Here is a 23,844-nt window from a genome sequence, read left to right on the forward strand (position 1 = left end):
ACACCATGGCTATCTTCCTCACCAAGGACAGCAAGGTCATCGTCCAGGGGATGACCGGTGCCACCGGCATGAAGCACACCAAGCTGATGCTCGGTGACGGCACCAACATCGTCGGCGGCGTGAACCCGCGCAAGGCCGGCACCTCCGTCGACTTCGACGGCACCGAGGTACCCGTCTTCGGCAGCGTCAAGGAAGCGATGGAGAAGACGGGCGCCGATGTGTCCGTCCTCTTCGTGCCGCCGGCCTTCGCCAAGGCCGCCGTCGTCGAGGCCATCGACGCCGAGATCCCGCTGGCCGTCGTCATCACCGAGGGCATCGCGGTGCACGACTCCGCCGCCTTCTGGGCGTACGCCGGCGCCAAGGGCAACAAGACCCGGATCATCGGCCCGAACTGCCCCGGCCTGATCACCCCCGGCCAGTCCAACGCCGGCATCATCCCGGGCGACATCACCAAGCCCGGCCGCATCGGTCTCGTGTCCAAGTCCGGCACGCTGACCTACCAGATGATGTACGAGCTGCGTGACATCGGCTTCTCGTCCGCCGTCGGCATCGGTGGCGACCCGGTCATCGGCACCACGCACATCGACGCCCTCAAGGCGTTCGAGGCCGACCCCGACACCGACCTGATCGTGATGATCGGCGAGATCGGCGGCGACGCCGAGGAGCGTGCGGCCGACTTCATCAAGGCCAACGTCACCAAGCCGGTCGTCGGCTACGTCGCGGGCTTCACCGCGCCCGAGGGCAAGACCATGGGCCACGCCGGCGCCATCGTCTCCGGCTCCTCCGGCACCGCCCAGGCGAAGAAGGAGGCCCTGGAGGCCGCCGGCGTCAAGGTCGGCAAGACCCCGTCGGAGACCGCCCGCCTGGCGCGCGAGATCCTCGTCGGCTGACGCGCCCTCCCGGCGCTGCCGGACCTGTCCGGCGCTCACGGCCGCGGGCCCGTACCCCTCAGGGGTACGGGCCCGCGGCCGTTCCGCCTACCGGAACTCCGGGGTGAGGCGGGCGCCCGGCGGCAGGTTCTGGACCACCGCCTCCTCCGGGGAGCCCGGTCCGCCCGGCCGCGGCCCGCCGTCGTGCCCGGCCCACTCGCCGGGGGTGGCGTCCGCGTCCGGCACGGTGGTGGGCAGGGTCGCGACGGGCACCTCGGGCGGCGGGGTGTAACCGTCCGGCGCGATGATCAGCACCAGCCCGGTCACGGCGGCGAGCAGCCCGGTCACCCCGAACGCGCCACGGGTGACGCGCCGGGTGCCGCGCTCGCTGTCGGCCCGTACCGTCCGCGGGGCCGTCGGCGTCACCCGCTGCGCGACGGCCAGCTGGGTGAACCGGGTGTGCAGGATCTCGCCCTGCCGCACCGGCGGCAGCTCGTAGAGCTCCAGCTCCGGCCGCCGCAGCGCGACCCAGGTGCGCGCATGGGTCAGCCGCCCGGCCGCCGCGGGGGTACTCGCCTCGACCTCGGCGGCCATCTCGTACAGCCCGAGCCCCACGCCGTCGTGCAGCACCAGCGCGCGGCGGTACGGGGCGGGCAGGCGCAGCAGCGCGTTCAGCAGCGCGCGGTCGTCGGGCCGGTCGGGCGGCGTCTCGGGCGCCTCGCGTGCCGGCCTCTCGGGGACCCGGTGCCCGGGGCGCAGCCGGTGCCACGGCGACAGCGCGTAGTCGTACGCCGCCACCCGCACCCACCCCGCCGGGTCCGGGTCCACCGCCACCTCCGGCCATCGCTGCCACGCCAGCCGGAACGCCCACTCGACCGCCTCCCGCGCGAACCGGGGCCGCCCGGTGAGCAGATAGACCTGCCGTATCAGCGTGACGGCGTGCCGGGTGTAGAGGGCGTCGAACGCGGCACCGGCCCGGTCGGAGCCGGGGGGAGCGGAAGCGGCGACGGGAGACGGTGCCGCCGTCGGCTCCGGTCGCCGCCGCCGCTTCGCACGGGCCTCGGCGGCCGCGGCCGCCCTGCGCTCCCGGCCCCTCTCCCGCGTCTCCTTCCGCTCCCTCTTCTCTCTCTTTTCTCTCTTTTCTCTCTTTTCTTTCCTCTCCCACCGCTCGCTGTTCTCGGCCGGATGCTGCTCCGGGGCCGGGCACGCAGCGGCGCGCGGTGGCGACTGATGGGCCTGTTGGGCCTGTCGCGACCGCTGCTGGGTCCGCTGCTTGCGCTGAGTCATGCCTGTCTCTCCACACAGATGCCCGACAAAATGCGTATAAACATATATTGAGCGACACATCGGGCATTTGCTCATTGCGTGGATGAAACGGGTGTTCTTGGCAGCATGGCGCTGTGAGCGATGTGAGTCCGTTGACCGATCGTGGCCCGACGCTGTCCTCGCAGGGCCGAACCGCCGCGCAGCGCTCCTCCGCCATCGGCGCCGCCCTCATCGGCGGGGTGCTGGCGGCCGGCCTCGGGCTGGGCGCGCTCGCCGTCGCCGTACTGCTGGTCTGGATCGTGGCGCCCTACCCCGACGGCGACCCGTCCGCCGCGCTGCACATCGCCGCCGACCTGTGGCTGCTCGCCCACGGCGGCGATCTCGTGCGGCCCGGAACGCACGCGGGCACGGCCGTTCCGGTCGCGCTGACGCCGCTGCTGCTGACCGTGCTGCCGGTCTGGCTGCTGCACCGCGCGGCCCGCCACACCCTGGCGACGGCTGACGAGGACCGCACCGCCGCGGCCGCCGGGCGGACCGGTGCGCTCGCCCGGCTCGGCGGGCTGCTGGCCGGCTATCTGCTGGTCGCGGCCGGTGCGGTGCTGTACGCCTCGACCGGCCCGCTGCGCGTCGTACCGCTCAGCGCCCTGCTGTGCGTACCGGGCACCGCGCTCGTCACCTTCGCCGGCACCGCCTGGCGCGTCCTGGGGGGTGCCGGGGTCGGCCTGCGGCTCCTCGCGGTACGGCGTATCCCAGCCGGTCTGCGGGACGGTGTTCGGGCCGTCGTCGCGGCCCCCTGGCTCGCCACGGCGTGCCGGGCCGCCACCGCCGCCACCGTCGCGCTGCTGATCGCCGGTGCGCTGCTCACCCTCCTCTCCCTCGGCCTGCACGCGGGCGAGGTCCGCCACGGTCTGCTGCGGCTGGCGACGGACTGGGCGGGACGCTGCACGGTGCTGCTGCTCTGCCTCGCGCTGTTCCCGAACGCGGCCGTCTGGGGCGCCGCCTACGGACTGGGGCCGGGCTTCACGGTCGGCGCGGGCAGCCTGGTCGGGCCGCTGGGCACGGCCGGGTATCCGCGGCTGCCGTACTTCCCGCTGCTCGGCGCGCTGCCGGACGCGGGCGCGGGCCGCCCGCTGACCTGGGCGGTCGCCGTGGTGCCGGTGGCCGCCGGGGTGCTGCTCGCCCGGCGGGTGGCACATTCCGCATCGGGGCCCGGCACCGCGGCCGGGCCGGACGCCCGGACCGGGCGCGCTCCGGGGGACGGGTCCGGCGCGACGGGCGGTGCCGGGGCCGGGCCGGGTGGCACGTACCGGCCCTGGGCGTGGTGGACGACCGCGGCCGCGGCGGCGGTCGGGGCCGTCGGCTGCGGAGCGGCGATGGCGGTGCTCGCGGCGGTGTCCGGCGGGGCGCTAGGTACCAGGGCGCTCGCCGCTTTCGGCCCGGACTGGTGGTTCACGGGCCTCGCGGCGGCGGCCTGGACGGCGCTGATCGGCATCCCGGGCGCCCTGGTGCTCCGCGCGTCCGGCCTGCGCTCGGCCGGCCGGGCGGCCGGAGGGGCCGGGAAGGCCGAGCGGCCTGGGAAAGCCGAGCGGGCCGGGAAAGCCGAGCGCGACAGGGAGGCCGAAGAGGCCGAAGAGGCTGGGGAGAGCGGGGAGAACCGGAAGGCGGGGGAGACCGGGAAGGCGGGGAAGGCTGGGAAGGCTGGGAGGGCTGGGAAGGCCAACGGGAGCGCGGGGGCCAAGGGGGGCGTGAGGGCTCAGCGGGCCAAGGTGGTCGAGCGGGCCAAGGCGGTCGGGAAGGCCGGGGGCGCGGTGCGGGCCGCCGGAGCCCGGAAGGCGGCGGGCCGGTTCCGGCGCCTCTCCCGGTCCCTGGTCCCGTTCCGGCGGCGCCACCGGAAACCGGCCGCCGAGGCGGTGTCGGGCGCCGCGACCGCGCGGGCCGTGCCTGCCACCGGGACTGCGCGGGCCGTGCCTGCCACCGGGACTGCGCGGGCCGTGCCTGCCACCGGGACTGCGCGGGCCGTGCCTGCCACCGGGACTGCGCGGGCCGTGCCTGCCACCGGGACCGTGCGGGCCGTGCCTGCCACCGGGACCGTGCGGGCCGTGCCTGCCACCGGGACCGTGCGGGCCGTACCCGCCACCGCGACCGTGCGGGCCGTGCCTGCCACCGGGACTGCGCGGGCCGTACCTGCCACCGGGACTGCGCGGGCCGTGCCTGCCACCGGGACCGCGCGGGCCGTACCCGCCACCGGGACCGTGCGGGCCGTACCGCCCGTACCGCTCATCCCCGCCCCGCCCACCGGCCCCAAGAAGGACGAGGCCACGGAAGCCAAGCCCGCGGAAGCCAAGCCCGCGGAAGCCAAGCCCGCGGAAGCCAAGGCCACGGGAGCCGAGATCAAGAAGGGTGCGATCAAGAAGGGGGCGATCAAGAAGGCCACAGTGAAGGCGGCCGCGGCCGAGAAAGGCTCGGCCAAGAAGGCCGAGCCCGGGAAAAAGAAGCGCGAGAAGGACGGGACCGCTGGGGGACGGAAGCGGAAGAAGGCCGAGCCCGCGGGAGCGGAGCGCGAGACGAACGAGCCCCCGGCCGCGACCGGCACCCATCACCGGCCCCGCCGCCTCCGTGACCCCCGTACCTGGCGGCCGGTCCGCCCGGCCTTCCGTCGCCGCGCGGCCGCCGCCGCGGCACCGGCCGGCGCGACGCCCGCCGCGGTCCCGCCCGCATCCGTACCCGAGGCCACGCCCCAGGTCCCGGGCCGGCCCCCGGGCGCGACCGGCGAACGCCCGGCCGGCGCTTCCCGGAGCTGAAGCCGGAGCCGGAGCTGAAGCCGAAGCTGGAGTCGGAGTCGGAGTCGGAGTCGGGGCCGGAGCTGGAGCCGAAGCCGAAGCTGGAGTCGGAGTCGGGGCCGAAGCCGGAGCTGAAGCCGAAGCCGAAGCCGGAGCCGGAGCCGGAGCTGAAGCCGGAGCCGGAGCTGACCGGCCCCCGGCCTACTCCTGCGGGGTCAGCAGCGGGCGCAGCTCCTTGGGGAGGAGGTTCTCGCAGGACTTGCTCGCCGACTGGGTCAGGGAGTCGTGCACGCAGGTGAAGTAGTCGCGGTAGACCAGCTGCACGGTGAAGGTCGCGGCCACCATCACCAGCGCCACCGAGGCGACCACCACACCGGCGATGGCCGCGGTCCGCTGCGGCCGGGCGGTGGCCGGTGCGGACGGCGTACCGCCGGACTGCTCCGGGGTGGCCGTGGGCGCGGGGCGGCCCTCCATCGCGGCGGTGGTCGCCGCCGCGGCCGACTTCTCGGGGTTCGGCTTGGCGCGCAGGGAGCTGATGCCCCAGTAGATCGCCAGCGCGCCCAGCAGCAGGGACACCTCCGGCAGGCTGAAGAGCACGAAGAAGAACGCCCACATACCGGCGAGCAGGGCGTAGCGCGCGCGGCGCTGGGCCGGGTCGGTGGGATCCCAGCGCAGGCCGCCGCCGGGCCCGCCCTGTCCGGGGCCGCCCTGGCCGCCGCCCTGCGATCCGTTGCGGGAACCGGGCCGGGACCCGAATCCGCCGCCCTGCCGGCCCGGCTGCCGGCTGCTCCACTGGCTGCCCCAGGTCGGGGTCGGTTCGTCCGACGGCGGCTGCTCTTTGTCGCCGTCGCCGTCGCCGTCGCCGCCCTGGCCGTGCGAGGCGGCGCGGCGTGGCCGCCATTCCTGGTCGGGGGTGCCGGCCGGCGGCGCGGCGAAGGGGTTGTCCCGGTCGGGAGCGGAGGGGGCGGGACGCGTGGAGGAATCCGGGTCGCCCGGGGCGCCGGTGGTGTCCGGGGCGACCGGTGAGTCGGGGGCGGGCGAGTCCGGGGAGGACGACGACTTGCGCTCACGTGGCAGCAGAACCACCCCGGGCGCGATGGCGGGCTGGGGGTACCACCCGGCGGTAGCGGGGGGAGGGAGGAGGGCCGCGCGGCGGCGTCGGTCCGGCATCTGGAGTGTGTCTTCCCCTTGTCTTGGCCGACCGCCCGGCGGGTGGGCCGGGCGGACGATTACCACGAACTGCATGCGTTCTCACGCCCGACGCTACCTCCCGCGCCCGCCCCCGTCCCGTGGGGGCCGTCCGGAGTGCCGGTATCGTTGCTGACGGTCGGCGCCTTCGTAGGGTTCCCCGTATTTACGCGACCCATGGCTTCGTACGACCATACAAATCTCCCGGGCGGGCGCAGGTCATCCGCAGGGCAGCATCCGGCAGTGACCGTCCGCAAGAGCTCCATCCGCAACCGCAGTCATCCGCAAGGCAGCAGCACCGCGCGAGAAAGACCCCCATCGTGGCTCCCGCTTTCCCCCCGCCCCACCCGGACTCTCCCGCCTCCCCGGCCCGGCTCGTCGTGCTCGTCTCCGGTTCCGGGACGAACCTCCAGGCGCTGCTCGACGCCATCGCCGACGAGGGGGCGGCGGGCTACGGGGCCGAGATCGTGGCCGTGGGCGCCGACCGGGCCGGTATCGCGGGGCTGGAGCGCGCCGAGCGGGCCGGGCTGCCGACGTTCGTCTGCCGGGTCAAGGACTACGCCGACCGGGCAGCCTGGGACCGGGCGCTCGCCGAGGCGACCGCCCGGTACGCGCCCGACCTGGTGATCTCGGCCGGTTTCATGAAGATCGTGGGCGCGGAGTTCCTCGCCCGCTTCGGCGGTCGCACCGTCAACACCCACCCGGCGCTGCTGCCGAGTTTTCCCGGTGCCCACGGCGTGCGCGACGCGCTCGCGTACGGCGCGAAGGTCACCGGGTGCACCGTCCACTTCGTCGACGACGGCGTCGACACCGGCCCGATCATCGCCCAGGGGGTGGTCGAGATCCGGGACGAGGACGACGAATCCGCGCTGCATGAGCGCATCAAGGAAGTCGAGCGATCGCTGCTCGTCGAGGTCGTGGGGCGTCTGGCCCGGCACGGCTACCGCATTGAGGGACGAAAGGTACGTATCTCGTGACCGCCACCGAAGGTACGAAGCGGCCCATCCGCCGCGCGCTGGTCAGCGTCTATGACAAGTCCGGTCTGGAGGAGCTGGCACGGGGGCTGCACGCGGCGGGCGTCCAGCTCGTCTCGACGGGCTCGACGGCCGCGAAGATCGCCGCCGCCGGGGTGCCGGTCACCAGGGTCGAGGAGGTCACCGGCTTCCCGGAGTGCCTCGACGGCCGGGTCAAGACCCTGCACCCCAAGGTCCACGCCGGCATCCTCGCCGATCTGCGGCTGCCCGACCACCAGCGCCAGCTGGCCGACCTCGGTGTCGAGCCGTTCGACCTGGTGATCGTCAACCTCTACCCGTTCCGGGAGACCGTCGCCTCCGGCGCCACCCCCGACGAGTGTGTGGAGCAGATCGACATCGGCGGCCCCTCGATGGTCCGCGCCGCCGCCAAGAACCACCCGTCGGTCTCCGTCGTCGTCAACCCCGCCCGCTACGACGACGTCCTCAAGGCGCTCGCCGACGGCGGCTTCGACCTCGCCGCCCGTAAGCGGCTGGCCGCCGAGGCGTTCGCGCACACCGCCGCGTACGACGTCGCGGTCGCTTCCTGGTTCGCGGACGGCTACGCCGGCTCCGACGACTCGGGCTTCCCCGAGTTCCTCGGCGCCGCCTACGAGCGCAAGAACGTCCTGCGCTACGGCGAGAACCCGCACCAGGGCGCCGCGCTGTACGTCGACGGCACCGGCGGGCTCGCCGACGCCGAGCAGCTGCACGGCAAGGAGATGTCCTACAACAACTACACGGACACCGACGCCGCCCGCCGCGCCGCCTTCGACCACGCCGAACCCTGTGTCGCGATCATCAAGCACGCCAACCCCTGCGGTATCGCGGTCGCCGCGGACGTCGCCGAAGCGCACCGCAAGGCGCACGCCTGTGACCCGCTGTCCGCGTTCGGCGGCGTGATCGCCGTCAACCGCCCGGTCTCGCTGGCCATGGCCGAGCAGGTCGCGGAGATCTTCACCGAGGTCATCGTCGCGCCCGGCTACGAGGACGGCGCGGTCGAGGCGCTCGCCCGCAAGAAGAACATCCGGGTGCTGCGCTGCGCGGCCGCGCCGTCGGCCGCCGTCGAGGTCAAGGCCATCGACGGCGGGGCGCTCCTCCAGGTCGCCGACCGGCTCCAGGCGCCCGGTGACGACCCGTCGACCTGGACGCTGGCCGCCGGGCAGGCGCTGTCCGCCGAGGAACTGGCCGAGCTGTCCTTCGCCTGGCGGGCGGGCCGCGCGGTGAAGTCCAACGCGATCCTGCTGGCCAAGGACGGCGCCACGGTCGGCGTCGGCATGGGCCAGGTCAACCGCGTCGACTCGGCGAAGCTGGCCGTCCAGCGCGCCGGTGCGGACCGCGCGCGTGGCGCGTACGCCGCCTCCGACGCGTTCTTCCCCTTCCCCGACGGCTTCGAGGTCCTCGCCGAAGCCGGCGTCAAGGCCGTGGCCCAGCCCGGCGGTTCGGTCCGCGACGAGCTCGTCGTCGAGGCCGCGCGGAAGGCGGGCGTGACGATGTACTTCACGGGGACGCGGCACTTCTTCCACTGAGCGGGACCGGGCGGGGGAGGGACGGCACCGGCCGTCCCTCCCCCGCCCGCATGCCGTACCCCCGTCACCTTCCACCGGCACGGCGAAGGCCCCCGGTCCGCCGTGCGGTGGTGGGGGCCTTCCGCCGGACGGGCCGGCTGCTGTGGTGCGGCGGCGTCAGTGACGCGGCCGGCTGAACCAGGCGTTGCCGTCGTCCTTGGACACGAAGACGATGACCAGAATGCCGAGGGCGGTGTGGATCAGGCCGATGGGGAACAAGAGGAAGCTCGCCAGGGTGTTGGCGACGCCGAAGATGATGGCGGCGATGCGGACGCCGCTGCCCCCGTTGGCGAACTGGAGGCCGAGCGTGACCGCGGCCACCGAGAAGATCACGATGAGCACGATGGCCACGATCAGCAGGCCCTTGCCGAAGTTCAGCGCGTCCGCGGTATCGGTGCCGTACGACGAGACGTCGCGCGACGCCTTGCTGATGCCGCTCAGCCCGATGACGGCGACGACGAGGCCGATCAGGTTCAGGCCGGTGAGGACGAACAGCATCACGCGGGCGGCCTTCACCCCGCCCGGCATCTCGGTGGGGTACGGCATCTGAGGCATCCCGCCGCCCGGGTAGGCGCCGTACGGCGCGGGCTGCTGCTGCGGATAGCCGTAGCCGGGCTGCTGGCCCTGCGGCTGCTGGCCCTGCGGCGGACCGTAGGGGTTCTGGTTCGGGTAACTCACGAGCGGTGTCCTTCGGGCAACTTGAGTGGATGGCGCGGAGTGGCTTGCGCCGATATCAGCAAAGTAAGGGGACGGTAAGAACAAGTCCCGCCATGATCCGCGGGGCGCCTCCCGGCTGTCCACCCAAGATCCGTGGCGGGCCCGCGTTCGTGACCGGGTTCATACGGCGAAGGCCCCCGCTCGCCGGTGGACGGACGAGCGGGGGCCTCGGTGCGCGGGCGGGGCCGGCTCACTTGGAGCTGACGACCACCGAGCCGACGATCTTGTCCGCGAAGGTCTGCGACTTCTCGTCCCAGAGCGGCCACCAGAAGCCGAGACCGCAGAGCGGGCCGTCCAGGAAGTGGCACAGCTTGCGGAGGAACGCCATACCGAAGCCGAGCGGCTGACCGGTCGTCTCGCGCACCACCCGGATGTTCATGGCCTTCTTGCCCGGCGTCTGGCCGGTGGCGCCCTCCTTGACGATCAGGAAGATCCCGCCGGCCAGTGCGAGCAGCGCGCCGAGGGATATCAGCAGGAGCGCGCCGACCGGGGTACTCGTGCTGGCCGAGGCCGAGTTGTAGGCGTCCGTGACGCACTGCGTGTCCTGGCAGTGCGAGGTGTCCGGGAGCGAGGCCACGGCCGAGGCGCCCGTCATGAAGATCCCGACGATGTAGATGATCGTCGGCAGCAGACCCACGATCAGATAGTCGAGGAGCGTGGCGCCGACCCGCGCGCCCCAGCTCGCGTACCCCTGCGGCATGCCCATCCCCATGCCCATCCCCATGCCCGGCATGCCCTGCTGCGGGTAGCCCTGCTGCGGGTAACCGTAAGGCTGCGCGGGCTGCTGCTGCGGGTAGCCGTAAGGCTGGCCGGGCTGCTGCTGCGGAGCGCCGTACGGCTGCTGCTGCGGTGCCTGCTGCGGATAGCCGTAGCCCGGCTGCGGCTGCTGCTGCGGGGGCTGCTGGCCGTACGGGCCCGGCGGCACCTGCGGGGGCTGCTGGGGCTGCTGGCCGTACGGGTTGTTGGGGTCGCCGAAACTCATGTGGTGATTTCCTCCGTTGGGTCAGTGGGGGACGGCGCGGCGCGTCTCGGAGGAAAAACAGATTTCACTGGCCCGCCCCCGATTGATGCCTGCGGCACTGACCGGCAATCCTTCTAGTCGCGGATTAATGTTGTCCAGTCAAGAGGGTCACAAGAAGGTCAGCTGTTGTGTAAGTGCAATGATCAATTCCGCTTCCGTGCCCTGATTGGAACGGGACCGCCCTCATCCGGGAGGATGGGGGGATGAGCGCCCAGATTCTCGATGGCAAAGCCACCGCCGCAGCGATCAAGTCCGAACTCGTCGCCCGTGTGGAGGCGCTGAAGGCCAAGGGCGTGCAGCCCGGTCTCGGCACGGTCCTGGTCGGTGACGACCCCGGCAGCCGCTGGTACGTCAACGGCAAGCACCGCGACTGTGCCCAGGTCGGTATCGCCTCCCTCCAGCGCGAACTGCCGGACACGGCCACCCAGGAGGAGATCGAGGCGGTCGTCCGGGAACTCAACGAGAACCCCGAGTGCACCGGTTACATCGTCCAGCTGCCGCTCCCCAAGGGCATCGACACCCACCGCATCCTGGAGCTGATGGACCCGGCCAAGGATGCCGACGGTCTGCACCCGACGAACCTGGGCCGGCTGGTGCTGGGCACGCCGGGCCCGCTGCCCTGCACCCCGTACGGCATCGTCCAGCTGCTGCGGCGGCACGGCGTCGAGATCAACGGCGCGCATGTGGTCGTCGTCGGCCGCGGGATCACCATCGGCCGGCCGATGCCGCTGGTGCTCACCCGCAAGTCCGAGAACGCCACGGTGACCCAGTGCCACACCGGCACCCGCGATCTCTACCAGTACCTCCGGCAGGCCGACATCATCGTGGCCGCGGCCGGGGTGCCGCACATCATCAACCCGGAGGACGTCAAGCCGGGCGCGGCCGTCCTGGATGTCGGTGTCAGCCGCGACGAGCAGGGCAAGATCGTCGGCGATGTGCACCCGGGCGTCGCCGAGGTGGCCGGCTGGGTCGCGCCGAACCCGGGCGGCGTCGGCCCGATGACCCGCGCGCAGCTGCTGGTCAACGTCGTCGAGGCCGCCGAGCGTGCCGCCGGCTGAGCCGGGCGACGAACCCAGAGACGGACCAGGACACGGAGAGGGACTGCCAGCCATGGGTGCCGATGCGCATTCGGACGGAGCGTCCGAGCCACAGCGTTCCACGCGCCGTTTTCCGCAGCTGACGCGGGACACCGCGCGGCCGGAGGGCGGCGGGCGGGCCGCCCACGGCGGCTATCCCGCGCCCGCCCGGCAGTGGCCGCTGCTGACCGTCATGGGCGGGGTCGCGGTGGGACTGCTGATCGTGGCGTTCGACGCGTTCCGCGTCGGGACGATCCTGATCGGGCTGTCCCTGCTGGCCGGTGCGGTGCTGCGGTGGGCGCTGCCGTCGGTCGGGATGCTGGCCGTACGCTCCCGCTTCACCGATATGGCGACCTACGGCCTGCTCGGCTTCGCCATCGTCATGCTGGCGCTGATGGCGCAGCCGAAGCCGTGGGTGCACATCCCGTTCCTGGACGATCTGGTGCACTTCACCGTCCGGTAGCCGCGCCGTGTGGGAACTGTCCGGGAATCACGACGTCGAGTATCTTGATGGCGAGATAAATCGAGGCTGAAGAACACCACACCGGATGCCGCCGATCTCCCGCCGACGTCGTCCGGGGGGTGTCCCCACACGCGAGAGGGACGTGCCACCTCATGGCCAAGATCAAGGTAGCCAACCCCGTCGTCGAGCTCGACGGCGACGAGATGACCCGCATCATCTGGTCCGCCATCAAGAACAAGCTGATCCTCCCGTACCTCGACATCGACCTGAGGTACTTCGACCTCGGGATCGAGCACCGTGACGAGACCCGCGACCAGGTGACGGTCGACGCCGCCCACGCCATCAAGGAGCACGGCGTCGGCGTGAAGTGCGCCACCATCACGCCGGACGAGGCGCGGGTCGAGGAGTTCGGCCTCAAGGCGATGTACCGCTCGCCGAACGGCACCATCCGCAACATCCTCGGCGGCGTGATCTTCCGCGAGCCGATCATCATGGAGAACGTGCCGCGCCTGGTCCCGGGCTGGACCAAGCCGATCGTCGTCGGCCGGCACGCCTTCGGCGACCAGTACCGCGCCACCGACCTGACGATCCCCGGCGCGGGCACCCTCACTCTGACCTTCACGCCGAAGGACGGCACCGAGCCGATCGAGCTGGAGGTGCACGAGTTCCCGGACGCCGGTGTCGCCCTGGCCATGTACAACCACGACGAGTCGATCCGCGACTTCGCGCGCGCCTCGTTCCGGTACGGCCTGGCCCGCGAGTACCCGGTCTACCTCTCCACGAAGAACACGATCCTCAAGAAGTACGACGGCCGCTTCAAGGACCTCTTCCAGGAGGTCTTCGACGCCGAGTTCAAGGACGACTTCGACGCCAGGGGCCTGACCTACGAGCACCGCCTGATCGACGACATGGTCGCCTCGGCGCTCAAGTGGGACGGCGGCTACGTCTGGGCCTGCAAGAACTACGACGGTGACGTGCAGTCGGACACCGTCGCGCAGGGCTTCGGCTCGCTCGGCCTGATGACCTCGGTCCTCATGTCGCCCGACGGCCGGACCGTCGAGGCCGAGGCCGCACACGGCACGGTCACCCGCCACTACCGCCGGCACCAGCGGGGCGAGCAGACCTCGACCAACCCGCTCGCCTCGGTCTTCGCCTGGACCCGCGCCCTCGCGCACCGCGGCAAGCTGGACGGCACCCCCGAGGTCACCCGGTTCGCCCAGACCCTGGAGCGGGTCTGCGTCGAGACCGTCGAGAGCGGCCGGATGACCAAGGACCTGGCGCTGCTGATCTCCAAGCACGCCCCGTGGCTGACCACGGAGCAGTTCCTGGACGCGCTGGACGCCGGCCTGAGGAAGAAGATGGCCGCCTGATCCGCCGCCGGCCGACGGCGCGGTCCGCCCTCCGTCTGTGCGCGGTGCACGGGTGGGGGGCCGCTTCGCGAGCGGACGCCGGTCCGGGGTGTACGGCGGTCGTCGCGCCCCGGCGGGGGTGCCAGACTGCTGGGAACAGAGGTGCGCGGGCACCGGAGTGCGGGAGCGCGGGAGTGGCAAGGGTGGGCGGGCGACTGGTGTAGCGGCGAGGCAGGGCTGTTTCGGGCAGCGGAATCGAGCACGTCGGCGCAGGGCGCGGATGCATGGATACGGGGGGATTGGGGGAGGCAATGCCTCGCTGGAAGGAGCTACCGGAGGAACTCGACCCGCAGGTGCGGGAGTTCACCGGTCAGCTGCGCAGACTCGTGGAGCACAGTGGACTGAGCCCGGCCGCCGTGGCGGACCGTACGGGCTACAGCAAGACCTCGTGGGAGCGCTATCTCCACGGCCGCTTGCTGGCACCGCAGGGTGCCGTGCTCGCGCTGGCCGAGGTGACCGGCGCGGACGCCGGGCATCTGCTGACCCTGTGGGAGCTGGCCGAGCGCGCCTGGAGCCGGTCGGAGATGCGGCGCGACGCCACCATGGAGTCGATACAGGTGGCGCAGGCGCGGTTCGCGCTGGAGGAGTACGCCCCCGGCCCGGACCGGGCGCCCGCCGCCGACCCCGCCCCGTCCGAACCTTCGTCACCTCCTCCGTCCGTCTCGTCCGTCTCGCCCGTCCCGTCCGTCTCGCCCGCCGGCCGGACCGCGGACACGGGGGGCCGGCAGCTCCGCCGGCAGCTGCGGCGGGAGCGGATGACCGTATGGGTCGCCGGTGCGGCCGGGGTGCTGCTGGTCGCCGTCGGACTGCTGCTGCTGGCGCTGAACCCGAGCGGCGGCGGGGGCCGGAAGGCGGCGGCCGCGCCCGCGCCGGCGGCCTCGGCCCCCCAGTCGCCGCCGCCGAGCGTGCCGTCGGCGCCGCCCGCCGGAGTGCGGTGCACCGGCGCCGACTGCGCGGGCAAGGACCCGAACCAGATGGGGTGCAGCGGGCAGAACGCCGTCAGCCCGTCCCGGGGCGCGGTGGGCGGGATGCGGATCGAGGTCCGCTACAGCAAGGTCTGCGACGCGGCCTGGGCGCGGATCACCGGTGCGGCCCCGGGGGAGCGGATCACCGTCGGCGCGGACGGGCACAGCGCCACGGCCCGCACCGGGCAGGGCGGCGACGGCTACACCCCGATGGTCACGGTGTCGGGCGACCCGGCCAAGGTGACGGCCTGCCGCACGACGGCCGCGGGCCTGCGGCACTGTGCGCAGCCCGCCGCGGCGAAGGGCCCGGCGACCCCCTGAGAGTGGCTCGGTGTCCCCTCCGGGACGGCCGGTACGCCGGCGGCGCCCCGCCGGCGCGGGCCACGGCGGCCCCGCGGCGACGCGATCCGGCCGTCCGCCGCCCGTGAACCGGCCGCGCCATGGCCGGGATTCGCCGTACGGCGCGGGCCCGCGCAACCCGGGGGGATTGCCCGTGCGGATCCCGGGCATGCGCACGTTGACCCCCCACGGGTGCGACACAAGTCGGCGGCCGTCCGCGCTCCCCCCTCCATGAGCGGACGGCCGCCGCACATGTTTGTGTGGATTTGTCCGGGGCGTACGCCGGACCGTCGACGGGCCCCGGGCGGACCGCCGCCGGACCGCCGGTGAGGCGTGCCACACCGGCCCGTCGTCGGCGCCGGGCAGGGGTCCGATAGCCTGACGGCCGGGTCTCTCGATACCAAGAGACCTCGATAAATGGGCAGGGACACCCACCGCCACCCATGGTGGTCCGGGGGCTTGCCCCCAGAAAACGTCGCGCAGGAGATCGCCATGACCCGCACTCCCGTCAATGTCACCGTCACCGGCGCCGCCGGCCAGATCGGTTACGCACTCCTCTTCCGCATCGCTTCCGGTCATCTGCTCGGCGCGGACGTGCCGGTCAAGCTGCGCCTCCTGGAGATCCCGCAGGGCCTGAAGGCCGCCGAGGGCACCGCCATGGAGCTCGACGACTGCGCCTTCCCGCTGCTCCGGGGCATCGACATCTCGGACGACCCGAACGTGGCCTTCGACGGCGCGAACGTCGCCCTGCTCGTCGGCGCCCGCCCCCGTACGAAGGGCATGGAGCGCGGCGATCTGCTGGAGGCCAACGGCGGCATCTTCAAGCCGCAGGGCGCCGCCATCAACGCGCACGCCGCGGACGACATCAAGGTCCTGGTCGTCGGCAACCCCGCCAACACCAACGCGCTGATCGCGCAGGCCGCCGCGCCGGACGTACCGGCCGAGCGCTTCACCGCGATGACCCGCCTGGACCACAACCGCGCCGTCTCGCAGCTCGCGCAGAAGACCGGCACCCCGGTCTCCGAGATCCGCAAGCTGACGATCTGGGGCAACCACTCGGCGACGCAGTACCCCGACATCTTCCACGCCGAGGTCGCCGGCAAGAACGCCGCCGAGGCCGTGGGCGACCAGGCGTGGCTGGCCGACACCTTCATTCCGACCGTCGCCAAGCGCGGCGCGGCGATCATCGAGGCCCGCGGCGCGTCCTCGGCCGCCTCGGCCGCCAACGCCGCCATCGACCACGTCCACACCTGGGTCAACGGCACCGCCGCCGGCGACTGGACCTCGATGGGTATCCCCTCGGACGGCTCCTACGGCGTCCCGGAGGGCCTGATCTCCTCCTTCCCCGTCACCACCAAGGACGGCACGTACGAGATCGTCCAGGGCCTGGAGATCAACGACTTCTCGCGCGAGCGCATCGACGCGTCGGTGCGCGAGCTCTCCGAGGAGCGCGAGGCCGTCCGCGGTCTCGGCCTCCTCTGAGCCGTCCGAGCCATGTGAGCCGGCTACCGGATCTCTGACCGGGTCTCCGCCCGGCTCCAGCCACCGAGCCCGCGCGGTCCACCACCACGGACCGCGTGGGCTCGGCTGTGCCACCGTCCGTACCGGGGCGCCGGCATCGCTTTTCTTATGAAGCTGACATGTCACGGTGCTCTCCCCTATGCTGCGGCTTCGCACCGCGGCCGTCCGTCGGCGGCTCGCCCGCAACGGGACTGCCACGGTGGCCGGTTGGGGTCCTGGGGGAGACTGGTGACAGAGCAGAACGTGCCGTGGCGGCCCGACGGAGCCGGTGGCCCCGGCGGAACCGGTCTGCCGGACGGAGCCGGCGGGCCGCGGCGACCGCCCCACCAGCCGGCCGACCCGGCGCCCCCGCCCCCGCCCCCGCCTCCGCCCGGCCCGCCCCCGACTCCGGGGCAGCAGGCCATGACACCGCCCTCGGCCAGTGAGACCACCCGGCTGCTGTGCGCCGGCACCTACCTGGACGACGGGTTCCGCGATGCGGTCATCGACGAGCTGTATGTGCACGCCGAACGGTTCGCCGCGCCGTCCCTGGGCATCGACGCGGCCCGGGTGCTGGCGCACGCCCTGCGCGCCCGGCGGATCCAACTGGGCTGGGCGGCGGCCATGTTGGCGCTGTGCGCCGTGAGCGTCCCGCTGTCCTCGGGCTTCACGCTGGGCTACGTGCCCTCCGTCGTGCTGATCGGACTCGCCCGCGTCGTCCGCCGGGCGCCGATCCCGCTGTGGGCCGCCGGCACCCTCGCCTTCGTCCTGCGCTGGTACGGGCGGCTGATGCTGCTCGCGTTCGTGGTGCTGCTGATGGCCGGCACCGGCACCGGCAGCGGCCCGGGGCTGTTCACGCTGCTGCCGGGCGTCCCGTCGGTGGGCGGCCTGGGCGGCGGTGCGGACTTCGGGTACCTGGACGGCGTCGGCCGGGGCTCCGCCCTGGCGGCCGTCTGGGTCACCTTGCTGCTGTTGCCGGCGATGGCGGTGCTGGTCGGCCTGCAACGCGGCCAGTTCGCCCGGGTGTTGGCGGGTGAACTGGCCAAGAAGCGGTTCCCCGATATGGCGGCCGACCCCGCGGAGCGGGCCGAGGGGCTCCGCTTCCGGCGGCTGCGGGACCGGGTGCGGACCGAGCAGCACGGGCCGCTGGTGATGTACCGGGCCGCCGATCCGTTCTGCGGTGCCGGTACCCCGTACCGGACCTGGTCCCTGCCGGTGGAGCTGGTGCCCAGGGCCGGCCGGGAGGCCGAGCCGCTGGACAACGGCGCCATCCTCCGGCGCATCGTCCCGCTGGTGGCCGCGCTGCGTGAACCGGCACCGCACGGTTCACCGCAGGCCGCGGACGCGGTACGGGACCGGCTGCGCGGTCTGGAGATCGACGAATGCGTCTTCCTCCCGGCCGACGGGCTGCTGTCCCGCGAGGCGGCCCCGTACGCGCCGGCCGACTTCGAGGCGCACCGGGCCGCCGCGGTGGAGGAGGGCGGCGAGACCCGGCGGCACTTCCTGCGCATCCGGGTCGGCGGCTGGCAGGAGGGGATCGTGACCACGGTCTTCGTCCGGGTGCACACCCAGGGCGGGATGCTCATGCTGGAGGTCGCCCCGCATGTGCTGTGGCCGCTGCGGCAGCTCTTCCAGGACGCCGACCGGCTCGCCCACGAGTACCGGCACCACCATGTGTTCGGCAAGACCGTATGGGCGCTGGTCCGTACGCCCGGTGCCCTGGGGCGCGCGGTGGCCACCTTGGTGCGGGGCCTGCGGTCGGTGTGGCGGCTGGCCGACGGCGGGTACGGAACGGCACTGCCCGACGGCCCCGGCGGCTCCGTACGCGAACTGGGCTCCGCCGGGGCGGGCTCGCTCTTCCAGGAAATGGATGTCGCGCGCTACCTGCGGACCGTCCAGCATCGCGTGGCGGCAGGGGTGATGACGGCCCTCCAGGAGGCGGGCTACCGCACCGAGGAGTTCGAGCAGCGGATCGTCAACGTCGCCGACGGCGGGGTCTACGTCGAATCCGCACAGGGGGCCGTCGGCATCGGCGACCACAACACCATCACCCACAACGACCGGCGCGGCACCGGATCGCCGGGGCCGAAGGGGAGGACCAGCCGTGGCGACAGCTGACGGACGGGGCGACGGCATCCACATCGGCAGTGTGCACGGTGCCTTCGCCATCGGCGACCACAACACCGTGACGCACCACGAGGGCGGCGGCGCGCCCGTACCGGACCCGGCACAGGAGGAACTGCTCCGCGCGGTGCGCGAACTGCGCGACGATCTGGCCCGGGTGGTGCAGAGCCCGCAGGTCGCCGCGTTGAGCACCGAACTGGCCGGTACCGAGACGGAGATCGCCGACACCGGCGCGGCCGGCCCCGGCCGGCTGGCCCGGCTGCGCACGGCGCTGGCCGACGCCGGTTCCGTCGCGGGCCTGCTGGCGTCCGGCGCGGCGGTCGGCCAGGCGGTCGCCGCGCTGGTGGGAGGCTGACGATGACGGGCGGCGGGGCGCACTGGAACGACGAGACGCAGAGCTGGGAGGCCGGCCCGCCGCGGCCCGCCCGCCCCGGCGCACCGCCGCCCCGCCCCCCGTTCGCGCCCGGCGCGGCCGGTGGCGGGCGGACCGACGGCCCGCCACCGGCGGATACCGGCTTTCCGCCCGGGGCCGCCGGGCCGCCGGCCGCGGCCCGGCCGACGACACCCCGGCGGACGGCGGCGCTGGCCGCGGGAGGGGCGGTGGCCGTGCTCGCGGCGGGTTTCGGCGGCTGGCTGCTCTGGGGACACGGCGGTGCCGCGCCCGTCGTCGCCCGCCCGCCGGTCGCCTCCGCACCGGCCGCCCCGAGCGGCGACGGCACGTCCCCGGGCGTCAGCAGCCCTACCGGGTCCGCCGCCCCCTCGTACCCCGACGGCTCCGCGGACCCGTCCGCCACCGGGGTGCCGGACGGCTACCAACTCGTCCACGACGACAAGGGGTTCACCACGGCGGTGCCGACGGGCTGGCAGCGTAGCGTCCGCAAGGACGGCGTCTTCTACACCGCGCCGGACGACCACGGCCTGGTGCAGATCTTCGAGATCACCGAACCGGCCATCACCCCGCGGCAGGCCCTGTCCCAGGCGTCGGCATCGCTCTCCGGCAGCCCCGGCTACGCACAGATCAGCCTCGAACCGCTCGGCCATCCGGCCCCGGACGCCTACCAGTTGGTGTACGCGTACGACAGCGACCGGCTGGGCCGGCGCGTCCAGGTGGCCGACTGCGCCTTCACGGCCGCCGACGGCCGCCAGTTCGCCCTGCTCGTCCTCGGCCCGGCCACCGAATGGCCGCAGCAGGTGGAGACCCAGCGGATCGCCCTGAGGTCCTTCGCCCCGACGGGGTGAGACGGACAGGGCCGCGGAGCGGGCGGGCCGCTGCCGACGGCAGCCGCCCGCCCGGGTGTCCGCGCCGCTGCGGGAAAGGTCAGCTCAGGACCAGCGCGAAGTAGCTGACGGCGCCTCCGGCCAGGACCAGGAAGACCAGCGGGAAGGCGATGTTGTGGAGGACACCCGTCCGTATGTGGGCCACGACCGCGCCGAGGTAGAACGCGACCAGTCCCACGGCCGCCGCCAGCCCGAGGAGGGGCAGTCCGGCGAACCCGGCCACCAGACCCACCGCACCGGCGCCCTTGAGGGCCGCGAGGCAGGGCAGCGCGGCGGGCCGCAGGCCGACTTCGGCGGAGTTCGCCAGGACGAACCGCGCCCGTGACAGGTCGGCGACCACGATGAACACGTTGGCCACGACGCACACCACGGTGACGACGGCCAGGGCCCCCTGCACCATGCCGGTCATCCGGTGTACCGCCCGGTCACGTGCAGCGGCGCGGGCGGGACGGGCCCGCCGGCCCATCCGGCGGCGCGGGTGCGGAAGGCACCGGCCTCCGGGATGTCCAGGAGCGGGTTCGGGGCGCCCTCGGGGAGCTGGCGGGTGAGCAGGAACTCCGGGCTGTCCCCGACCCGGGCGGCGGTGTACTCGATGCCCGCGGGCGCCGCGTCCCGTACCGCCGCGAAGAGCCTGCCCACTGCCTCCTCGACTTCGGGAACGCGTTCCGGTTCGGTGCGGAATCGGACGATATGTACGCTCATGGCGGATGCTCCTCCGTGCACAACTGCGTCGTTCTGCTGTGGTTGACCGCCCCTCCTGACGTCCCGCGCACCCGGAAGGTGACCACCCACGTGGAACTGATCGAAGATTTTCAGGCCGCGCGACCGCGGCTGCTCTCCCTCGCCCACCGCCTCCTGGGATCCCTGCACGACGCGGAGGACGCGGTGCAGACGACCTGGCTCCGCGCCCGGACGGCCGACTGGGCAGCGGTCGGCAACCCCGAGGCATGGTTCACCACCGTGACCGCGCGGCTCTGCCTGGACCAGCTGCGCGCCCGGGACCGCCGCGGTGAGCTCCCGCTGCTCGCCGACAGCATCCCGGACGTACAGCTCGCCGCCGACGAGGAGTTCCTGCGCCGTGCGGACGTCTCGCGCGCGCTCCTGGTGCTGCTGGGCCGGCTCACACCGGCCCAGCGCGTGGCCTATGTGCTGCACGACCTGTTCGCCGTGCCGTTCGACCGGATCGCCACCGTGCTGGACACCGCACCGGCGAACGCGAAGAAACTGGCCAGCCGCGCGCGGCTGCGCCTCCGGGAGCCCGCCGCGGAGTCCCGCGAGACCGCCGGCCACGCGAGGATCGTGGACGCCTTCCTCGCGGCGGCCCGGGGCGGCGACATCGACCGCCTCATCGAGCTGATGGCACCGGAGGTGGTGCGGACGGTCGATCTCGGCCTGCTGCCCGAAGGGGCGGCCTCCGAGGTGCGGGGCGCGCGGCCGGTGGCCGAGGAGACCAGGTACTTCGCCGACCGGGTCCGGGCGAGCGTCCCGCTGCTCGTCAACGGCGGTCCCGGGGCGGTGATCGCGCCGGGCGGCCACCCCCTGGCCTGCCTCCGTTTCGAGATCGCGGACGGCCGGATCACCAGAATCGCGATCACCCGTTTCCGGCCGTCCGACAGCGTGCGGCGGGTTCCCGTCCGGCCCTGACCGGGCGCGGCGGATACGCGGGGGAGGGGCGGCGGGCCGCGGCTCTCCGCCCGCCGCGCTCTCAGGTGCTCTGCAGCTGCTCGTTCAGCGCCGAGATGTCGAGGGTGACGCCGGGCGCCGGGATCTTGACCGGGACCGGCCGGCCGAAGTCGCTCAGCAGGATGGTGCCGGTCTCGTGGTCGGAGGTGGCGGTGAGTTTACGGGGGTAGTGCGGGCCGTCGACGGCGACGTAGAGGGTCTGCGTGGCGCCGTCGTTCTTCCTGGTCAGGGGCAGGACCCGGGTGCCGTCCTGGACGGTCGGCGCGCCCTTGGTGAGGGCGGGGGCGGGGGTGGCGCCGGGGGCGGGCGAGTGCTGGGGGACCGCGGCCTGCTGCTGGAACCCGGCCAGATCGCAGGCGCGGGAGAGCTGCTGGAGGAACGGGTCGTCGGTGGTGCCGTGCAGATAGCGGCCCTTGAACGTGTCGGCGGCGGCGGTGCCCCGGCTGCCGGGCAGCTGGCTCTTCCAGAAGGCGGCGTCCGGCTTCATCCACACCTGGTCGCCGCGTTTGACGAGGTCGATCCGGCCGAGCGTTCCCCGGCTGATGGTGCCCGCGCAGTTGCCGGCCTGGTCGAGGGTGAGGTCGAGCTTGGTGGGGTCGGCGGTGTTCTCGGTGCGCAGCCGCAGGGAGTGCGCGTTCACCAGCTCGTGGAGCGCGTTGTCGGAGATCTGCTGGGCCGACTCGCCCGCGAGGTCACCCTCGCCGCCGGGGCCGGCCGCCGTGGCCAGGCCCGTGCAGGCGACCACCCCGAGAAGGGCTGCGCCGCAGGTCAGGGCGGTGACCGCGGTTGCGGAACGGTGTCTGCTGGTCATCTCGGCACCTCCGGCCCCGAGTGGACGTACAGCTCTCCACGGTACGGTCCAGCGGTTTTACGCGCATATTGGGTGTGTTTTGTGTGAGTCAGGTCACTTTCTATGAGTGGGTGGACATAGGTATGGGGCTTTCGGGGAGGGGCCCCGGTGCTGGTGGGAACCGGCGTGAGCACACAGGTAAGCGGAAGGCAGAACAGAAGTGTCGGCAACCGAGACCATTCACGTAGACGGGGTGTGGCTCCCCGCCGCATCCGGCGACACGCGGGAGGTCCTCGACCCCGCCGACGCGACGACCCTCCAGCTGGTGGCCGAGGGCGGTGCGCGGGACGCCGACGCGGCGGTCGCGGCCGCCCGCCGCGCCTTCGACGGCGGCGCCGGCGTCTGGCCCCGTACCCCCGTCGCCGAGCGCGCCGCCCTGCTGCGCCGGGTCGCCGACCTGCTCCAGCGCGACCGCGAGGAGATCGCCCTCATCGAGAGCCGGGACACCGGCAAGACCCTGGAGGAGGGCCGGGCCGACGTCGATGACGTCACCAACGCCTTCCGGTACTTCGCCGATGTGGTGACGAACGAGAGCGGCGGGCGGGTCGTCGACGCCGGGTCGGCGGATGTGCACAGCGTCGTCGTGCACGAGCCGGTCGGCGTCTGCGCACTCATCACGCCCTGGAACTACCCGCTGCTGCAAGCCAGTTGGAAGATCGCCCCGGCCCTCGCCGCGGGCAACACCTTTGTGATCAAGCCCAGCGAGGTCACCCCGCTGTCGACCGTGCACCTCATCAGGCTGCTGGTGGCGGCCGGGCTGCCGGCCGGGGTCGCGAACCTCGTCACGGGCGCGGGCGTACCGGTCGGCGCGCGGCTCGCCGAACACCCCGACGTCGACCTGTTCTCCTTCACCGGCGGCCTGGCCAGCGGCACCAAGGCCGGACAGGCCGCGGTGGCCGGCGCCAAGAAGATCGCGCTGGAGCTCGGCGGCAAGAACCCCAATGTGGTGTTCGCCGACGCCTGCGCGACCGAGGAGGGCTTCGACACCGCCGTCGACCAGGCGCTGAACGCGGCGTTCATCCACAGCGGGCAGGTCTGCTCGGCCGGCGCCCGGCTGATCATCGAGGAATCGGTGCGCGACCGCTTCGTCGCCGAACTCGCCCGCCGCGCCGAGCGGATCAAGCTCGGCCGCGGCACCGAGGACGGCGTCGAGTGCGGCCCGCTCGTCTCGCAGCAGCAGCTCGACAAGGTCGAGGCGTACGTCGCCACCGCGCTCGCCGAGGGCGCCCGGCTGCGCTGCGGCGGCGCCCGCCCCGAGCCCTCCGAAGTGCGGCCCGCCACCGGCTACTTCTACGCGCCGACCGTGCTGGACGGCTGCCACCGCGAGATGACCGTCGTCCGGGAGGAGACCTTCGGGCCGATCCTGACGGTGGAGACCTTCACCACCGAGGACGAGGCCGTCGCGCTCGCCAACGACACCGAATACGGCCTGGCCGGCGCCGTCTTCTCGGCCGACACCGCCCGCGCCCGGCGGATCGCCGCCCGGCTGCGGCACGGCACCATCTGGATCAACGACTACCACCCCTACCTCCCGCAGGCGGAGTGGGGCGGCTTCGGCAAGTCGGGCATCGGCCGGGAACTGGGCCCCACGGGTCTGGACGAGTACCGCGAGAGCAAGCACATCTACGAGAACCTCCGGCCCGCGCCCGTGCGGTGGTTCGCCGGCTGACCCAGCCGGTGGCGGCGGGCCGGACCGCCCGCCGCCGCACCACCGGACCCTCTCCGGCCCCGTCCGCCC

General features: G+C 73.4%; 21 protein-coding genes. 14 read left to right on the forward strand and 7 right to left on the reverse strand.

The genetic code is table 11. The features are described 5' to 3' along the window. Positions 1-5 precede the first annotated feature (5 nt). Positions 6-890 (forward strand): succinate--CoA ligase subunit alpha, encoded by an 885-nt coding sequence (gene sucD / locus ACLJWH_RS32670; protein ID WP_052859554.1) that lies wholly within the window; start codon positions 6-8, stop codon positions 888-890. 87 nt (positions 891-977) lie between these two features. Here sucD and ACLJWH_RS32675 read toward each other — a convergent pair whose 3' ends face one another. Continuing rightward, positions 978-2,156: a hypothetical protein gene (locus tag ACLJWH_RS32675; protein WP_411145386.1), complete on the reverse strand. Its 1,179-nt coding sequence runs from the start codon at positions 2,154-2,156 to the stop codon at positions 978-980. A 113-nt stretch (positions 2,157-2,269) separates the two neighbouring features. Between ACLJWH_RS32675 and ACLJWH_RS32680 the strand changes: the two genes are divergently transcribed. Further along, positions 2,270-4,936: a DUF6350 family protein gene (locus ACLJWH_RS32680; protein WP_411145387.1), complete on the forward strand. Its 2,667-nt coding sequence runs from the start codon at positions 2,270-2,272 to the stop codon at positions 4,934-4,936. A gap of 180 nt (positions 4,937-5,116) precedes the next feature. Here the strand turns inward: ACLJWH_RS32680 and ACLJWH_RS32685 are convergent, their stop codons facing one another. Beyond that, on the reverse strand, positions 5,117-6,085 hold the full coding sequence (locus ACLJWH_RS32685; RefSeq protein ID WP_411145388.1) for a hypothetical protein: 969 nt from the start codon (positions 6,083-6,085) through the stop codon (positions 5,117-5,119). A 338-nt stretch (positions 6,086-6,423) separates the two neighbouring features. Here ACLJWH_RS32685 and purN point away from each other — a divergent pair, with 338 nt between their 5' ends. Together purN and purH are read left to right on the forward strand one after the other, a co-directional pair. After that, complete coding sequence (gene purN / locus ACLJWH_RS32690) at positions 6,424-7,080, forward strand: phosphoribosylglycinamide formyltransferase (protein WP_411145389.1); 657 nt, start codon at positions 6,424-6,426, stop codon at positions 7,078-7,080. Then, positions 7,077-8,642 (forward strand): bifunctional phosphoribosylaminoimidazolecarboxamide formyltransferase/IMP cyclohydrolase, encoded by a 1,566-nt coding sequence (gene purH / locus ACLJWH_RS32695; RefSeq protein ID WP_411145390.1) that lies wholly within the window; start codon positions 7,077-7,079, stop codon positions 8,640-8,642. The genes purN and purH overlap by 4 nt, the downstream gene beginning before the upstream one ends. Before the next feature lie 156 nt (positions 8,643-8,798). Here the strand turns inward: purH and ACLJWH_RS32700 are convergent, their stop codons facing one another. Together ACLJWH_RS32700 and ACLJWH_RS32705 are read right to left on the reverse strand one after the other, a co-directional pair. Next, positions 8,799-9,359: a hypothetical protein gene (locus tag ACLJWH_RS32700; protein ID WP_411145391.1), complete on the reverse strand. Its 561-nt coding sequence runs from the start codon at positions 9,357-9,359 to the stop codon at positions 8,799-8,801. A 229-nt stretch (positions 9,360-9,588) separates the two neighbouring features. Beyond that, positions 9,589-10,380 carry an RDD family protein gene (locus tag ACLJWH_RS32705; RefSeq protein WP_411145392.1) on the reverse strand — a complete coding sequence of 264 codons (792 nt, stop codon included), beginning with the start codon at positions 10,378-10,380 and terminating at the stop codon, positions 9,589-9,591. A gap of 242 nt (positions 10,381-10,622) precedes the next feature. On the opposite strand from ACLJWH_RS32705, the gene ACLJWH_RS32710 reads away from it, so the two are divergent. From ACLJWH_RS32710 to ACLJWH_RS32745, 8 genes are all read left to right on the forward strand, one after another. Further along, positions 10,623-11,477 (forward strand): bifunctional methylenetetrahydrofolate dehydrogenase/methenyltetrahydrofolate cyclohydrolase, encoded by an 855-nt coding sequence (locus tag ACLJWH_RS32710; RefSeq protein ID WP_411145393.1) that lies wholly within the window; start codon positions 10,623-10,625, stop codon positions 11,475-11,477. Positions 11,478-11,529: 52 nt separating this feature from the next. Further along, positions 11,530-11,958, forward strand: a complete 429-nt coding sequence (locus ACLJWH_RS32715; RefSeq protein WP_411145394.1) for a DUF3017 domain-containing protein — start codon at positions 11,530-11,532, stop codon at positions 11,956-11,958. A 152-nt stretch (positions 11,959-12,110) separates the two neighbouring features. Then, a complete protein-coding gene (locus tag ACLJWH_RS32720; RefSeq protein WP_411145395.1) occupies positions 12,111-13,328 on the forward strand; it encodes an NADP-dependent isocitrate dehydrogenase in 1,218 nt (405 codons plus the stop codon). Between the two features lie 290 nt (positions 13,329-13,618). Further along, the gene (locus ACLJWH_RS32725; RefSeq protein ID WP_411145396.1) at positions 13,619-14,653 is read left to right on the forward strand and encodes a helix-turn-helix domain-containing protein; all 1,035 of its coding nucleotides are present in this window, start codon (positions 13,619-13,621) and stop codon (positions 14,651-14,653) included. 510 nt (positions 14,654-15,163) lie between these two features. Continuing rightward, the gene (locus tag ACLJWH_RS32730) at positions 15,164-16,153 is read left to right on the forward strand and encodes a malate dehydrogenase (RefSeq protein ID WP_411145397.1); all 990 of its coding nucleotides are present in this window, start codon (positions 15,164-15,166) and stop codon (positions 16,151-16,153) included. Positions 16,154-16,594: 441 nt separating this feature from the next. Beyond that, the gene (locus tag ACLJWH_RS32735) at positions 16,595-18,289 is read left to right on the forward strand and encodes a hypothetical protein (RefSeq protein WP_411145398.1); all 1,695 of its coding nucleotides are present in this window, start codon (positions 16,595-16,597) and stop codon (positions 18,287-18,289) included. Continuing rightward, positions 18,276-18,650, forward strand: coding sequence for a hypothetical protein (locus ACLJWH_RS32740; protein WP_052859540.1), 375 nt, complete (start codon positions 18,276-18,278; stop codon positions 18,648-18,650). Before ACLJWH_RS32735 ends, ACLJWH_RS32740 begins: the two co-directional genes overlap by 14 nt. 2 nt (positions 18,651-18,652) lie before the next feature. Next, a complete protein-coding gene (locus ACLJWH_RS32745; RefSeq protein WP_411145399.1) occupies positions 18,653-19,534 on the forward strand; it encodes a hypothetical protein in 882 nt (293 codons plus the stop codon). 79 nt (positions 19,535-19,613) lie between these two features. Here ACLJWH_RS32745 and ACLJWH_RS32750 read toward each other — a convergent pair whose 3' ends face one another. Then, positions 19,614-19,982: a DoxX family protein gene (locus ACLJWH_RS32750; protein ID WP_411145400.1), complete on the reverse strand. Its 369-nt coding sequence runs from the start codon at positions 19,980-19,982 to the stop codon at positions 19,614-19,616. After that, positions 19,979-20,275, reverse strand: coding sequence for a hypothetical protein (locus ACLJWH_RS32755; protein ID WP_411145401.1), 297 nt, complete (start codon positions 20,273-20,275; stop codon positions 19,979-19,981). Before ACLJWH_RS32755 ends, ACLJWH_RS32750 begins: the two co-directional genes overlap by 4 nt. Positions 20,276-20,365: 90 nt before the next feature. On the opposite strand from ACLJWH_RS32755, the gene ACLJWH_RS32760 reads away from it, so the two are divergent. After that, positions 20,366-21,217: a sigma-70 family RNA polymerase sigma factor gene (locus tag ACLJWH_RS32760; RefSeq protein WP_411145402.1), complete on the forward strand. Its 852-nt coding sequence runs from the start codon at positions 20,366-20,368 to the stop codon at positions 21,215-21,217. Positions 21,218-21,278: 61 nt separating this feature from the next. Here ACLJWH_RS32760 and ACLJWH_RS32765 read toward each other — a convergent pair whose 3' ends face one another. Then, a complete protein-coding gene (locus ACLJWH_RS32765; RefSeq protein ID WP_411145403.1) occupies positions 21,279-22,067 on the reverse strand; it encodes a hypothetical protein in 789 nt (262 codons plus the stop codon). Positions 22,068-22,266: 199 nt separating this feature from the next. Between ACLJWH_RS32765 and ACLJWH_RS32770 the strand changes: the two genes are divergently transcribed. Further along, positions 22,267-23,775 (forward strand): aldehyde dehydrogenase family protein, encoded by a 1,509-nt coding sequence (locus ACLJWH_RS32770; RefSeq protein ID WP_411145404.1) that lies wholly within the window; start codon positions 22,267-22,269, stop codon positions 23,773-23,775. Positions 23,776-23,844: the final 69 nt, after the last annotated feature.

The sequence above is a fragment of the Streptomyces sp. x-80 genome (genome assembly GCF_046549095.1).
GTDB lineage: Bacteria > Actinomycetota > Actinomycetes > Streptomycetales > Streptomycetaceae > Streptomyces > Streptomyces celluloflavus.